The organism is Rodentibacter pneumotropicus DSM 21403, assembly GCF_000379905.1.
Taxonomy (GTDB): Bacteria; Pseudomonadota; Gammaproteobacteria; order Enterobacterales; family Pasteurellaceae; genus Rodentibacter; species Rodentibacter pneumotropicus.
Genome location: NZ_KB904040.1, coordinates 227,946 through 240,692 on the forward strand (window position 1 = coordinate 227,946; position 12,747 = coordinate 240,692).

General features: G+C 39.2%; 17 protein-coding genes and 2 tRNA genes. 13 read left to right on the plus strand and 6 right to left on the minus strand.

The genetic code is table 11. The features are described from left to right. Nucleotides 1–335 precede the first annotated feature (335 nt). The 12 genes from A3GE_RS0101145 (at nt 336) to A3GE_RS0101200 (ending at nt 7,029) form a co-directional block, all read left to right on the plus strand. Nucleotides 336–1,334, plus strand: a complete 999-nt coding sequence (locus tag A3GE_RS0101145; protein WP_018355447.1) for a phage major capsid protein, P2 family — start codon at nt 336–338, stop codon at nt 1,332–1,334. Continuing rightward, nucleotides 1,327–1,551: a hypothetical protein gene (locus A3GE_RS0101150; protein WP_143931426.1), complete on the plus strand. Its 225-nt coding sequence runs from the start codon at nt 1,327–1,329 to the stop codon at nt 1,549–1,551. Before A3GE_RS0101145 ends, A3GE_RS0101150 begins: the two co-directional genes overlap by 8 nt. A gap of 47 nt (nt 1,552–1,598) precedes the next feature. Further along, complete coding sequence (locus A3GE_RS0101155) at nt 1,599–2,264, plus strand: baseplate complex protein (protein ID WP_018355449.1); 666 nt, start codon at nt 1,599–1,601, stop codon at nt 2,262–2,264. Nucleotides 2,265–2,326: 62 nt separating this feature from the next. Further along, the gene (locus A3GE_RS0101160) at nt 2,327–2,542 is read left to right on the plus strand and encodes a helix-turn-helix transcriptional regulator (protein ID WP_018355450.1); all 216 of its coding nucleotides are present in this window, start codon (nt 2,327–2,329) and stop codon (nt 2,540–2,542) included. Beyond that, the gene (locus A3GE_RS0101165) at nt 2,523–2,753 is read left to right on the plus strand and encodes a hypothetical protein (protein ID WP_018355451.1); all 231 of its coding nucleotides are present in this window, start codon (nt 2,523–2,525) and stop codon (nt 2,751–2,753) included. Before A3GE_RS0101160 ends, A3GE_RS0101165 begins: the two co-directional genes overlap by 20 nt. A gap of 59 nt (nt 2,754–2,812) precedes the next feature. Continuing rightward, a complete protein-coding gene (locus A3GE_RS0101170) occupies nt 2,813–3,400 on the plus strand; it encodes a host cell division inhibitor Icd-like protein (RefSeq protein ID WP_018355452.1) in 588 nt (195 codons plus the stop codon). Continuing rightward, entirely contained in the window at nt 3,393–3,644 is a 252-nt protein-coding gene (locus A3GE_RS0101175) for a hypothetical protein (protein WP_018355453.1), read from the plus strand. Before A3GE_RS0101170 ends, A3GE_RS0101175 begins: the two co-directional genes overlap by 8 nt. Continuing rightward, nucleotides 3,631–3,819 (plus strand): hypothetical protein, encoded by a 189-nt coding sequence (locus A3GE_RS0101180; RefSeq protein ID WP_018355454.1) that lies wholly within the window; start codon nt 3,631–3,633, stop codon nt 3,817–3,819. Before A3GE_RS0101175 ends, A3GE_RS0101180 begins: the two co-directional genes overlap by 14 nt. An 8-nt stretch (nt 3,820–3,827) precedes the next feature. Beyond that, a complete protein-coding gene (locus tag A3GE_RS0101185; RefSeq protein ID WP_018355455.1) occupies nt 3,828–4,115 on the plus strand; it encodes a hypothetical protein in 288 nt (95 codons plus the stop codon). Then, nucleotides 4,112–6,004, plus strand: a complete 1,893-nt coding sequence (locus A3GE_RS0101190) for a DNA primase family protein (protein ID WP_018355456.1) — start codon at nt 4,112–4,114, stop codon at nt 6,002–6,004. The genes A3GE_RS0101185 and A3GE_RS0101190 overlap by 4 nt, the downstream gene beginning before the upstream one ends. A 487-nt stretch (nt 6,005–6,491) precedes the next feature. Next, nucleotides 6,492–6,746: a type II toxin-antitoxin system Phd/YefM family antitoxin gene (locus A3GE_RS0101195; protein ID WP_018355457.1), complete on the plus strand. Its 255-nt coding sequence runs from the start codon at nt 6,492–6,494 to the stop codon at nt 6,744–6,746. Continuing rightward, on the plus strand, nt 6,736–7,029 hold the full coding sequence (locus A3GE_RS0101200; protein ID WP_018355458.1) for a type II toxin-antitoxin system RelE family toxin: 294 nt from the start codon (nt 6,736–6,738) through the stop codon (nt 7,027–7,029). Before A3GE_RS0101195 ends, A3GE_RS0101200 begins: the two co-directional genes overlap by 11 nt. 478 nt (nt 7,030–7,507) lie before the next feature. On the opposite strand, the gene A3GE_RS0101205 is transcribed toward A3GE_RS0101200, so the two are convergent. Both A3GE_RS0101205 and A3GE_RS0101210 read right to left on the minus strand, forming a co-directional pair. Next, nucleotides 7,508–7,584: transfer RNA gene (locus A3GE_RS0101205), tRNA-Arg, on the minus strand. A gap of 51 nt (nt 7,585–7,635) precedes the next feature. Then, nucleotides 7,636–7,712: transfer RNA gene (locus tag A3GE_RS0101210), tRNA-Pro, on the minus strand. A gap of 174 nt (nt 7,713–7,886) precedes the next feature. Here A3GE_RS0101210 and folD point away from each other — a divergent pair. After that, entirely contained in the window at nt 7,887–8,741 is an 855-nt protein-coding gene (gene folD / locus A3GE_RS0101215; RefSeq protein ID WP_018355459.1) for a bifunctional methylenetetrahydrofolate dehydrogenase/methenyltetrahydrofolate cyclohydrolase FolD, read from the plus strand. Between the two features lie 41 nt (nt 8,742–8,782). Here folD and A3GE_RS0101220 read toward each other — a convergent pair whose 3' ends face one another. The 4 genes from A3GE_RS0101220 to rsmA all read right to left on the minus strand — a co-directional run bounded on the left by A3GE_RS0101220 (nt 8,783) and on the right by rsmA (nt 12,559). Continuing rightward, entirely contained in the window at nt 8,783–10,117 is a 1,335-nt protein-coding gene (locus tag A3GE_RS0101220) for an NAD(P)/FAD-dependent oxidoreductase (protein WP_018355460.1), read from the minus strand. A 100-nt stretch (nt 10,118–10,217) separates the two neighbouring features. Continuing rightward, a complete protein-coding gene (locus tag A3GE_RS0101225) occupies nt 10,218–10,841 on the minus strand; it encodes an HI_0552 family protein (protein ID WP_018355461.1) in 624 nt (207 codons plus the stop codon). 10 nt (nt 10,842–10,851) lie between these two features. Further along, nucleotides 10,852–11,679: a bis(5'-nucleosyl)-tetraphosphatase (symmetrical) ApaH gene (gene apaH / locus A3GE_RS0101230; protein WP_018355462.1), complete on the minus strand. Its 828-nt coding sequence runs from the start codon at nt 11,677–11,679 to the stop codon at nt 10,852–10,854. Between the two features lie 16 nt (nt 11,680–11,695). Beyond that, nucleotides 11,696–12,559, minus strand: a complete 864-nt coding sequence (gene rsmA, locus A3GE_RS0101235; protein ID WP_018355463.1) for a 16S rRNA (adenine(1518)-N(6)/adenine(1519)-N(6))-dimethyltransferase RsmA — start codon at nt 12,557–12,559, stop codon at nt 11,696–11,698. Between the last annotated feature and the right edge of the window lie 188 nt (nt 12,560–12,747).

Consider the following 12,747-nt stretch of genomic DNA (forward strand, 5'->3'; position numbering starts at 1 on the left):
TAGCCTTACACTTATTCTAATCCTTATGATAAGTGTATTAAGGGTTTAACTGAAAATCTCCTATGTGTCCCAGCACGGGAGATTTTTTTTGCCTATTGTTATTTTTAGCCTATTCTTTAATCACTTGCCAACTTCTCACTAATCCCACACTCACACCTTTAAAAATCAATAGGTTATATTTTTATTTGGCATTTCGTCCCATTTTTTGGCAATTGCCAACTTCTTTTTTCTCTTTTCCCTACAATCCTTTCCGCAATCGAAATAAACAAATGGTGAACGTTGATGAAGATTGCGGAGTATATAAACACACTTTACTTTTTAAAGAGGAAAACAAGATGACAACATCCCCACTAAAACAATATGCCAGCCAATTGGCGGCAAAATATCAAGATAAATTGGATGAAAGAAAAGGCGTTTTATTATCCATTTCACTTAATGACAAGGCGCAGCAAGAGCTGATGAAAGATTTTAAAGCCCGTTCTGATTTTCTCAACGCGATTAACTGGATAACGGTGAGAAATCAAAAAGATAAAAAAATCTTTGGTGCATTAAAAGGCACGACAACGGGGCGTAAATATGAGGGGCGTAATCGTTCTATTGTGGAATATGGCGACATTTATCAACTCCAAGAAATCGACAGCGGCGTGCAAATTGATTGGCGTTTAATTGATGAGCTTGAAGTGATTCAAGATAACTTTTCGGAAAATTTCACACGCTTGACGGAACAGCAATTTATTTTAGATATGTTGCAAATAGGTTGGCACGGTGAAAGCGAAGCAACAAACACACAAGCCGAAGATTTATCTGATGTGGTGAAAGGTTGGATCGCCCAACTGAAAGAACAAAACCCGTCAAATATCATCACCGGTGGAAAAAGTGCGGGCAAAATTACCTTATTTTCTGAACAAGCCGATTATAAAAACTTAGACGAATTGGCAACCGCACTCCGCAATAAATTGCCGGCACAATATCAAGAGCGTAATGATCTTGTTTTCTTTGTGGGGGCGGATTTAGTGGCTAAAACGAATGCCAATATTCAAGGGGCATTTAATTATTCAGAAAATAACGGTATCAACAATCTTTATTTATCAAATTATTTTGGTGGTATGCCGGCAATTATTCCGCCGCAGTTCCCTCTAAAATGCGCCGTGGTTACCACATTGAAAAATCTAAGTATTTATACTCAAAAAGGCAGTTGTCACCGCTCAATTTATAATGATGAAGAGACGACGGATTATATCAGCGCTTATTTAAGACAAGAATGTTATATCGTGGAAAATCTTAATTTAATGGCGGCGATAGAACACAAAAATGTGGTATTTGAAAATGAGTAAACCCTTATCCCTCATGATCCAGTTATCACACTTACCAATATCACAACAACGCCGTTTTATAAATGAAACGAAAGGTGAGTTATTAGAAAAAAGAATACCAATTTATAGTTCAATTTTGCCTGACTATAACAAACTGGATAAAAGAGAAAAAATGACATTCTTTGTTATTCTGATGGAATATTTAGAAAAAGATATTGTAGGCAAAACCCTAATTTAATTTAGTAAAAGTACGGTTTATAACTCACTTCAATTAGAGGAAAAATTATGACTTTACAAGCTATCAAAGGCTCATCACCACAACCGATAAAACGCAATCCAAGCGTACAACTGGCACTTAATGGCACACCTATTTATCTGCATAATATTTTGATGACCGTTTCCGTAAAACGGGAAGAAAAAGACATGAGCGGGCAAAAATCCAGCACTAAGAAATCGGATAAGGGCATAAAAGCGAAAGAATTAAGCGTAACAGGATTCATTCCTTACAACCGTAAAGAATGGCTCACTCAATTGTTTAATCTTGCCGAATCGGAAGACGGCAAAGGCGAACAAAGTAAATATCGAGTTTCTTGCACCGTTGCCGAGGCGGTGAATATGCGTGAAGTGCAATTCAGCAGCGAAGTGTCTGCTACAGAACAAAACGGGCAATTAGGTTGGGCGGTTTCATTTACTCTTCGAGAAGTCAATTCTGTTGCAGAGAAAAAAGACCAACGCAAGAAAAAACCAAAAGCCAAAGTACAGGGCGAAAAAGCCCCGGTGGCGCAATCGGCGAATAAAAGCACGAATAAAAGTGCGGTGGAAAATCCGGAAAACGAACTAATAGGCGGTTCAGAAACAGATATGAGTGCATCAGGTCGATTAAATCAGGGGGATTTATTGGGAGCGATAAAAGCAGGCGCAAAAGGAGATTGGAGTAATCACGGTGTTTGATTAAAACCCGTTTAATTTAATCAAAGTGCGGTCAATTCCGCACTTAAATAAAAGGAAAGAATATGACATTAAAAGCCTTATTAACCATTCAAGAATTAGAAGAAATGGGGATCGCCTCTCGCACAAAAATTTATTATTTAGTGAAACGGGGTGACTTTCCCAAACCGCTTAAATATGACAGAACCAACCGATGGGCGCGTGAAGATGTGCAAGCGTGGCTAGATAAACAAAATCCCAACCATACAAAAGGCGGAGAAGATGGCAGGCTTACGGCTTGATTGCCCGGAATGTGGCAAAGCGTTGAAAATCCGGAGTTCCACACGCCCTAGCGCGGTTGTGACGGTTGCTCACGTTTATTGCGAATCATGCGAATTGAAAGGCATTGTTCGCGCCGGATTTGAACAAGGGCAATTTGCGCAATTTTCTCCCGTAGCTCAAACGCACCGATGGGCGCAAGACGACAAAGCGGAAACCTCAAACAAAAAATAAGGGCTTACCCCGAAAGATAAGCCCGTTCCCTATAACGACAATTTAAAGCGAATAATTCAATGAACTATTTAAACGACAATCTACCGTTTAATGCGGTGGGGTGCAACCTTTTCGCACCTAAAAACAGAAAATTTTTACAAAGCGGCTTGACAGTTAAAACGAAATTAAACTATATTAAATCCGCTTTAGCAAAATCTGAAGCCGGCCGTGACAAGCTGAAAATATACAAGGCGAACAACAGCGCGCCAATTTGCGCTTTTTTTGTTCGTAGCGCTCGCGCACCTCTCCCAAATAATCTATCTTCTGATAGACTATTCTCAATGGTAGCGCGTAATGGGCAACCGCTTGCGGTTGGCTGCTTTCCTTGTATGGCAGTTTGTCACCCCGTTACGCGTTACCGCCAAAACGTGACAATTTTAGCGGTAACTCTTGAAAATGAATACAAGGAAACCGCAGAAATGATCTACAAATTTCTATGCGTGAATCGCACGCACCCGCACTTTAATTTGTGCGTTCAAACTATTCAAGCCAACAACGAAACCAACGCGCGCCTAAGCCTTAGCGCCGATTTTCAATGCCTTTCACTTATCGCCAAAATCAACCCGAAATTTGACCGCACTTTTGTGCAAGGGGGGATTTATGCCTAATCTTTCCCTTTCTTTTCTTGATGAAATCCAAACGGAAGTTTCTCGTCTTGAAACCCTAGGCACGTGCTTAGAAATAGCTGGTGCTACCGATTATTTGAAAGATATAAACGAATTGCGCGGCTTTATGTTGAATATTGCGCACTTTCAACAGTTACAGATCGACCGAATTCAAGGGAAATTAGATCAATGTTTTCCCAAATCCCACCCTACTTTACAGAAAGGAGCGAGCCATGATCACGCATAGAATCACTTTACCAAATGGCACGCTGATTGAAATTTTTAGCGATGAAGAGGGGATCGCCCTATGGCAGAAAGCCGAACGATTAGTACAACAAGCGCAATTTATCAAAGCCAAAGCACAACGCCGCAAGAAAAAACAGCGCATTCAACAAAAACAAGCAAGACGGCAACAACGCTAGGGGGAGATATGGAAAAGAAACCAACCACAGATTTTTTATTAAAGGAATTGGAAAGCCTGAAAGCCCGAGTGCAAACCATAGAGGCGCAACAATTAAACGCCGATAAAATATGGACACCACACGACATAGCCGACTATGCGGGCTGTTCTTATGGTTATGTGATTCAAACCTTAATTAAATTGCCGGGCTTTCCGGCAACCTTAGGCGACCCGCGCCCACGCAGCCCGAAAAAATACCGCGCCGGCGATGTGATTGCGTTTTTTAAGAATAGAAATGTTAAGGAGTGTTCAAAATGAAATTAAAAAGAGCCCCTAATTTGAAAAACGTTTTAAAAGAGAACGTATCACCGGCACAAGAAATCTATATTTTGATGGGCGAGCCTTGGGAATTTTACCGCCAAAACCCGAAAGACGAAAAAACCAACGGACAAGGTTTAAAATGGCAGCTATTAGCCGATTTACGGGATCCCGATAACCCCAATCGATACAATGAAAGCCCCGTTATTCTTGACGATAACGCATTGGAGAACTTATTTAATCTTGCTATTTTGCCTGACGATCATGAAGTGGCAAGTATTATCGACACAAGCGATTTTTTCAAAGTCAAAAGCAGTGAAAACGGCATAACGATTCGTGAAAATCAACAGATTCTGACTGATTTATGTAATCACCTAGCCAAAACAAGCAAGGTTAAATCTTTTACATTAAAAAATAGCACCGGCGAACTATTAGAAGATTTAAGCGGCTATATCGGAAGAATCCGCCAAGATGTGGAATTTTCCGATTTGACTATATCGCCAGAAATGATAGAGCTTGATGCAGAAACATTGAAAAAACTTTCAGCCGCGGAAGTAGCGGAATATTTTTATAAGTGGCAGAAAAAGCCCCTTTCTTATCATGCAGAGCAAGGCATTATTTATGGTTATAACGGGATCATTTGGGAAGTTATTGGAGAAAATGAGTTACAACGCAAAGTTAAAGCCTTTTATGAAGAATACAACACGAAATACAAGAATGTTGATACGCTTAATAATGTGATCAAATGTTTAAATGTAGATCTGCCTTTATTTGAACAAACAGACGCGAAATTATTGGCGTTTAAAAATGGCGTACTAAATAAAAATACATTGGAATTTATGCCACACCGTAAGGAATATTATTTAACCGGTTTTAATCCTTGCGATTATTTAGAAACGCAAACGCCTACCCCGAATTTTGACAAGTGGATTGATTTTATCAGTAACGATAGTAAAGAGCGGAAAAAATCATTATTAGCCGCCCTTTATATGATTTTGAATAATCGCCACGACTGGCAATTAACTCTAGAATTGATTGGCGAGCCGGGCGGCGGTAAAAGTACTTTTTTACAAGTCGCCAAGATGATAAGCGGTGAGGGCAACCATACCGCAATTGACTTGGAATTATTAAAAGATGAAAAGGCGCGCGATATTATCTTGAATAAAACCTTTTTATTCTCACCGGATCAGACGCGTTTTGTTGGTGATTCCTCAATTATCAAACGAATTTCCGGCGGCGATGAAATTACATTCAACCCTAAAAATAAAAAATCATTCAGTGCAAAAGTGAATGCCATTATTGCTATCTGTTCAAACACCTTGCCAATTTATAAAAATGATGGGGGCGGCATGGAACGCCGCCGCGTATTATTTCCTTTTACACGTGCGGTAGAAGATAAGGACAAAGATGAGCACCTTGTGGAGAAAATTCAACGTGAATTAGGCGGTATTATCCGTAAACTTTATGATGAATTTAGCGACCCGAATGAGGCGAAAGAGGCATTAAACCGACAAAGAAAGAGCAAAGAGGCGTTAGAAATGAAAAGAAAAAACGACCATATTTTAGAATTTATCGAAGAATTTACCCTACTGGAGCAAGTAACAAATCAAGGGCTTATTTTTGGCAGCTCGCGAGGCATGCCGGCAAATGATAGCCCGCAAATTTACACCCGCCTTTATTGGACGTATTTACTTTTTTGCGATATCCACGGCAGACCGGAAAAAGCGCGATTAAAACCAAACGATTTAAAACAAGAATTAGATATTGCCTTCAAAACTGCCGGCTATAAAACCCGGTTCCAAAATAGGAATTTAAAAGGGGGCTATAATTACACAAACGTTAAATTTAAGGATAAAGACGGCACGATGATAAAGTGGCAGAATCTGTAAAACCCACCCAAAGGCGCATTTTTTAACCGAAAATGCGTTTTTTTATGGAATTTTGAAATTTTTCTGAAAGTGATTTTTTTTATTCACTTTTTCACTTTTTCACCCTAAAGATGAATAAGATATTGATATATAAGGATTTTATAAAAATTATTCTAGGGTGAAAAAGTGATAAAGTGATAAAAAGGGTGATAAAGTGAATAAAGCGACCTCATTGGAGAATGATTTATTTTATTCACCCACCATTTTTATCTTTTAAATCAATACGTTACTTTCTTTTAGGGTGAAAAAGTGAAAAAGTGAATAAAAAAATGAAATTACTTTGGATTCATTTCATTATTTGCCCCAAATAGCGAAACGCAAGCCCATCCAATCGCTTTTAACTATTAACCTACCGCCCCCAAAGGATCGTTTCTATATCTAACAAACACTTTAAAAAAACTTTTTAGAGTGCTATTATTGAATTGAAACTATTGATAAGGAGCAAATCATGGCAATACACCAAATTTTGACACAGCAGGCGGCAAGCATTACCGATTTAAAACGCGACCCAATGGGCATTGCACAGGCAAGTGAACAGGGCGCAGTCGCTATTTTGAACCGTAATCAACCGGCTTTTTATTGTGTTACCCCCGCACTTTTTGAATATTTTCAAGAATTGGCAGAAGATGCGGAGTTAGGCAGAATTGCACAAGAACGCATGAAAGACGGTGAATTTATCGCGGTGAATCTTGATGACTTATAGCCTAAAATTCCACGAAAAAGCCTTAAAAGAATGGCAGAAACTCGGTGAACCGGTAAAAAGCCAATTTAAGAAGAAATTGTACGAACGCTTAGAAAATCCGCACGTTCAAGCCGACAGATTAAGCGGTTTTTCGACCGCACTTTATAAAATCAAACTACGCTCGGCGGGTTATCGCCTTGTCTATGAAATGCAAGATAATGAGATCACCGTTTTTGTGTTATCCGTAGGCAAGCGAGACCGCCTACAAGCCTATGAAAATGCGCGTAATAGACAACCTCAATAAACCCTTTTCAAGAGTACATAAATAAAGGGCGAGAATATCGCCCTTTTTCTTGCCTGTTATTAAACGAGATTTAACGATATTACTTGATTATGGCTTTTACCTCATTTAGATTGAATTGGGATTTTAGATCCCTGTTTAGATCCCTCTAGACAAAAGCAATCAGAGAAGAACCCAGTAAAATCAAGGCTTGAACGTTAAATGTTGTTGTTCCCTCTCACCGCCATTTATCTATTCTATTTACTCTAGCAGATTCTTTTTATCAAAGCTTAACTATCAAAGCTTAACTATCAAAAACAGTAACATTTTTCATATAAAAAATTCTAAGTTTTTAAAATAGCCTCGGATTTTATTAATGGAGAAAAAAGCCTCTATTTGTTCAATATATTTCTGCAAATATACTTAATTTGTATTTATGTAAACACAAAAAAATTTATTGCGTAAACTTCAATAACAATGAATTAATAAATTAAAAGGCAAATGGCACGCCCTAAAGGATTCGAACCTTTGACCCACGCCTTAGAAGGGCGTTGCTCTATCCAGCTGAGCTAAGGGCGCATTTAAGGATTGTATCTTTTTTATGAAGTTCCAAGGGAAATACAAAAGAAGTGGTCGGCGAGATAGGATTTGAACCTACGACCCACTGGTCCCAAACCAGTTGCGCTACCAAGCTGCGCTACTCGCCGACGAGTGCGCTCAATTATAGAGAGGTTTCTTGTTCAGTCAATCAATTTTTATTATTTTTGTATTTGACTGCTCAAAATTATTTCAATTTCACTATTCAGCATATTTGATTTTGTAAATTTCCCATTGTTGGATAAAATAGCAAACGTTTACGTTTCCATTATTAAGGACTTTTAATGACAGCACAAATTATCTCGGGAACCAGACTTTCTAAGCAGATAAAATCCGAAATTTCAAAAAAAATTACCCAGTATCGTAACGAGGATAAACGAGCCCCCGGGCTTGCTGTGATTCTCGTCGGCTCAGATCCCGCCTCTCAAGTTTATGTAGAAAGTAAACGTCGCAGTTGTGAGGAAGTCGGGATTAATTCTAAATCCTATGATTTGCCGGAAACAACAACCGAGCAGGAATTACTTGCTTTAATCGACCAGTTAAATGCAGATGAAACCATTGACGGCATTTTGGTACAACTCCCTCTTCCAAAACAAATCAATTCTGAAGCTATTATTGAACGCATTGACCCGAAAAAAGATGTGGATGGTTTTCACCCTTATAACGTTGGGCATTTATGCCAGCGTATCCCAACTCTACGTGCTTGCACCCCTTATGGCGTGATGAAATTATTGGAAACAACCGGCATTGATTTACACGGCAAACATGCGGTTATCGTTGGTGCTTCAAATATTGTGGGCCGCCCAATGTCTTTGGAATTATTGCTTGCAGGCGCAACAGTCACGGTTACTCACCGTTTCACAAAAGATCTTGAAAATCACGTACGACAAGCCGATATTTTGGTTGTCGCTGTTGGAAAACCGAATCTTGTACCGGGCGAATGGGTAAAAGAAGGTGCTGTCGTTATTGATGTAGGCATTAATCGAATTGAAGGTAAATTAGTAGGAGATATAGGGTTTGAAGCTGCAGCCCAAAAAGCAAGTCATATTACCCCTGTTCCAGGTGGGGTAGGTCCAATGACCGTTGCAATGTTGATGTATAACACACTTTATGCCTACGAACATAATATTCCAGTATAACGAAAAAGTGCGGTCAAAAAAGACCGCACTTTTACTTATGATTAATGCAATTTCAATCTCGGTTTTAAATAACGATTAATTTTATCCACTAAGATAATCAATCCAATTTTAGTACAACCATGCAATGCATGTTGATGCATACGATAAAGTGATACGTAAGCAAATTGTGCAAACTTGCCGTGTACGGTCAGTGGATTCTTGCCAAATTTATTGGTTAAACTGCCTAATGCAGTGAAACTGGAAAGCGATACCAAAGTACCTTTATCATTGTATTTAAACGTCTTCAGCGGTTTATTATCAAAGATGGCAAAAATATTTTTCGCACAAGCTTTTGCCATCTGGTGTGCAGCTTGAGCACGAGGCGGTACTAATGTACCGTCATCTTGAGTGAATGCGGCACAATCGCCGATAGCAAAAATACTCTCGTCCACCGTAGTTTGTAGCGTATCTTTCACCACTAATTGATTAGTGCGGTTAATTTCTAAACCATCAAAATTGTGGGTGACTTTTGAAGTTCGAACGCCTGCTGCCCAAACAATTAAATCAGCTTTGATTTCTTCTCCCACTTTTGTGATTAGCGTATTGGGTTGTGCTTCGGTAATCATCGTATTGAGCTTCACATCTGCGCCCATATCTTTTAACTCATCTAAAACAGCAGTGGATAAATCTTCCGGTAACGCCGGTAACAAACGAGGACCGGCTTCGACTAAGGTTACTTGCAAACAGGAGTTGTCAATTTTTCCATAGCCATATGAAGATAAGTCTTCAGTGGCATGATAAAGTTCTGCTGTTAATTCCACACCCGTCGCCCCACCACCGACAATGGCAATATTAACTTTATTTTCATCCACTAACTTCTGTTTGAATTCTTCCTCACCAATATCGTCCAATGCCCGATTTTCTGAGAATTTCAAAAAGAGTTCCAAAACTTTTCGCTGGAAGCGTAATGCTTGATCAGAACTGTCCAAGAAAATACAATTTTCCGCTACACCTTTAGTATTGAAATCATTAGATTTACTGCCAATAGCCAAAACCAAATAATCATAAGGAATACGGCGAGCGATCACCAACATATCCCCTTCTTGACCATAAATCGGGGCGAGTTCCACATATTTTTGTTCGCGATTGATACGGGTAATCGTACCTTGTTCAAAGCTGAAATGATGATTTTTACCATGGGCACGGTAGCTTAAAGAATCCACTCCGTCATCTAGAACACCGGTTGCAATTTCGTGTAATAACGGTTTCCAAAGGTGGGTAGCATTACGATCCACTAGGGTTATTTTAGCTTGCCCCTTGCGCCCTAATTTATTACCCAAAAAAGTCGCCAATTCAATACCGCCGGCACCACCGCCAACGACCACGACATTTTTCATATTGCTCTCCTAAATAAAATATTGTTAAAAATGTTAAATCTTTGTAATGATAACATAAGTAAAGAAATGATAAGAAAAACTTTCACTAAAATGACCGCACTTATCGATGACAACGTTCATAAAGCGGTTGTAATCTCTGAATGGTACTCACTATAAAATTTACAATATCAATATTCTGCAACGCATTCTTTTCAATATTGTGACCAATACACCAAAAATCATCATCGGAACGTAGCAATAAATCTTTCGCCTCCAACTGATTAACTTGACGAAAATCATCGTATTCAGTTTCATCGCCACGCCATATATCCCAATCAGGAAACATCTGAAAATCGAATTCATCCAGCCATTGATTATATTGTTGCAAACTAATTTGCGAACGATCTGCTCGGTAACAATGCCAATCTAAACTCACCGATAAACGCCGGCGATTTAACAATACCGAAAAAATTGCTGCCGAATTTTGATTAAATTCATATTTAAAATAGGCAAAAAAATGCGCTCTGACTTGCCAACCGTTTGTCCAGCTTTCGATATGAGGTTTAGCAAAAGGCGTACCAAGTTGTTTCGCAACGACTTGAATAATGGCTTTCCAATTATCCCAATGGCATTTGTAATTGGCTTTGATTGACGGGATTTCTGCCGGACAAAATTTTTTCATTTGTGCGAATTGATAAAAAGGAATCTCAAAAATTTCGCACGATTCGGCACTGAGAGAGAGCACTCATTACTCCTTAGAAAACACGGTAATTTTTAACCGCACTTTGTGTAAAGAATTGTTTGTCTTCCCAACGTAACATTGTCATTCTATTATTCCACGCACAGCCTGTATCCAGCGCATAAATGCCGTTCGGTGTCGATTCATCCACTAAACTCGCCCAATGCCCAAAAATAATCGGAATTTTTTGATAAAGAGGATTATACAAGTTAAACCAAGGCGTTAATTCCGGCGGTGCATCTTTCAGTGGTGATTTACAGCTAAAATCAAGGCGATGATCCCTGTAACAAAAACGCATACGGGTAAAGACATTAATAATATAGCGAAGGCGATCCAGCCCTTGTAATTCAGGCGACCAACAATCCGGTTGTTCCGCGTACATATTTTCCAGTAAATGATGAATATCGCCCTGCCTTAATACATTTTCCACTTCCTTCGCACAGGCTTTTGCCATAACCAGATCCCAATCAGGTGAAATACCAGCATGGCACATAACAAAATGTTGTTTTTCATTATGTACAAGCAAAGGTTGATAGCGTAGCCAATCTATCAGTTCTTCAAAATCCGGTGCTTGAAAAATACTATCTACCCGATCCTTTGATTTCACTTTTTTAATACCAAGTGCAGTAGAAATTAAGTGTAAATCGTGATTGCCTAAAACCGTTTGAGCCGCATTACCCAGGGATTTCACAAAACGCAAACACTCTAGCGATTTATCCCCTCGCGCGACTAAATCCCCCACAAGGTATAATTTATCCTGCGTAGGTTCAAATGCCACTTTTTCCAGCAAAAGTTGCAATTCATCATAACAACCGTGCAGATCGCCTACAAAATATGTCGCCATGTTAACCGCTCTTTAATTAATCATCCGTATCAATAATTTCCGGTTTATTCATTTCTTCCGGAGGATTATCCGTCAACCAATTCGCCAAACGGGCGTAATCCGCAATAGAAAGATTTTCCGCACGTGCATTTAAATCTATCCCAAGTGCGGTCAAATTTTCTGCTGAAAATAGTGTTGACAGTGCATTACGTAAGGTTTTACGGCGTTGATTAAAAGCTTGTGAACATACTCGGTTAAGCCAATATAAATCTTTTACCGGATGTGGTAATACTTGATGAGGAATTAAACGTACCACGGCTGAATCTACTTTGGGCGCAGGTTTAAAGGCTGTTGGCGGCACTTCTAATACAGGCATCACTTGACAAAAATACTGCGCCATAATAGTTAAACGCCCGTAAGCCTTACTATTCGGTGCAGCACATAAACGTTTTACCACCTCTTTTTGCAACATAAAGTGCATATCTTGAATAATATGGTGATATTTAAAAAGATGGAACATCAATGGAGTAGAAATGTTATAGGGCAGGTTTCCAAATACACGTAATTTTTGCCCCTTCTCCGCCAAATTCTCTTGACGATAAAGCTCGCCAAAATCAAATTGCATCGCATCATTTTCAATTACGGTAATTTTGTGATGTAAAAATGGGTGATGACGCAAACGTTCGGCAAGATCACGATCCAGTTCCACCACAGTTAAACGATCGACTTGTTCCGCGACCGGTTCGGTTAGTGCACCAAGTCCCGGACCTATTTCCAGTAAAAATTGATCCTTTTGCGGATAAATCGCCGCAACAATATTTTGAATCACATTATTATCGTGCAAAAAATTTTGTCCGAAACGTTTGCGGGCCGTATGCCCTAAGTGTTTTTTTGAGCTCATAATATTCTATCTTCTATTAAAGTGCAGTTATTATAGAACGTGATTTGGGTTTGTAAATCATTGAGCTATTGAATCCTTCCCCACACAAAAAGGTTATTTTTTCAACACAACTTGATTTTCACCTTTCACCTCAACGCAAAAACGGCTATAATCCGCCCGTTTTTCTTAAATTACCGCTGAAAGTGCGG

Excerpts from the sequence above, each read along its gene's own strand:
- A3GE_RS0101155 (WP_018355449.1), top strand. The coding sequence starts at position 1,599 with ATGACTTTACAAGCTATCAAAGGCTCATCACCACAACCGATAAAACGC.
- A3GE_RS0101150 (WP_143931426.1), top strand. The coding sequence starts at position 1,327 with ATGAGTAAACCCTTATCCCTCATGATCCAGTTATCACACTTACCAATA.
- A3GE_RS0101220 (WP_018355460.1), bottom strand. The coding sequence starts at position 10,117 with ATGAAAAATGTCGTGGTCGTTGGCGGTGGTGCCGGCGGTATTGAATTG.
- A3GE_RS0101190 (WP_018355456.1), top strand. The coding sequence starts at position 4,112 with ATGAAATTAAAAAGAGCCCCTAATTTGAAAAACGTTTTAAAAGAGAAC.
- A3GE_RS0101195 (WP_018355457.1), top strand. The coding sequence starts at position 6,492 with ATGGCAATACACCAAATTTTGACACAGCAGGCGGCAAGCATTACCGAT.
- rsmA (WP_018355463.1), bottom strand. The coding sequence starts at position 12,559 with ATGAGCTCAAAAAAACACTTAGGGCATACGGCCCGCAAACGTTTCGGA.
- A3GE_RS0101170 (WP_018355452.1), top strand. The coding sequence starts at position 2,813 with ATGAACTATTTAAACGACAATCTACCGTTTAATGCGGTGGGGTGCAAC.
- A3GE_RS0101180 (WP_018355454.1), top strand. The coding sequence starts at position 3,631 with ATGATCACGCATAGAATCACTTTACCAAATGGCACGCTGATTGAAATT.
- A3GE_RS0101145 (WP_018355447.1), top strand. The coding sequence starts at position 336 with ATGACAACATCCCCACTAAAACAATATGCCAGCCAATTGGCGGCAAAA.
- A3GE_RS0101175 (WP_018355453.1), top strand. The coding sequence starts at position 3,393 with ATGCCTAATCTTTCCCTTTCTTTTCTTGATGAAATCCAAACGGAAGTT.
- A3GE_RS0101185 (WP_018355455.1), top strand. The coding sequence starts at position 3,828 with ATGGAAAAGAAACCAACCACAGATTTTTTATTAAAGGAATTGGAAAGC.
- A3GE_RS0101200 (WP_018355458.1), top strand. The coding sequence starts at position 6,736 with ATGACTTATAGCCTAAAATTCCACGAAAAAGCCTTAAAAGAATGGCAG.
- apaH (WP_018355462.1), bottom strand. The coding sequence starts at position 11,679 with ATGGCGACATATTTTGTAGGCGATCTGCACGGTTGTTATGATGAATTG.
- A3GE_RS0101165 (WP_018355451.1), top strand. The coding sequence starts at position 2,523 with ATGGCAGGCTTACGGCTTGATTGCCCGGAATGTGGCAAAGCGTTGAAA.
- A3GE_RS0101160 (WP_018355450.1), top strand. The coding sequence starts at position 2,327 with ATGACATTAAAAGCCTTATTAACCATTCAAGAATTAGAAGAAATGGGG.
- folD (WP_018355459.1), top strand. The coding sequence starts at position 7,887 with ATGACAGCACAAATTATCTCGGGAACCAGACTTTCTAAGCAGATAAAA.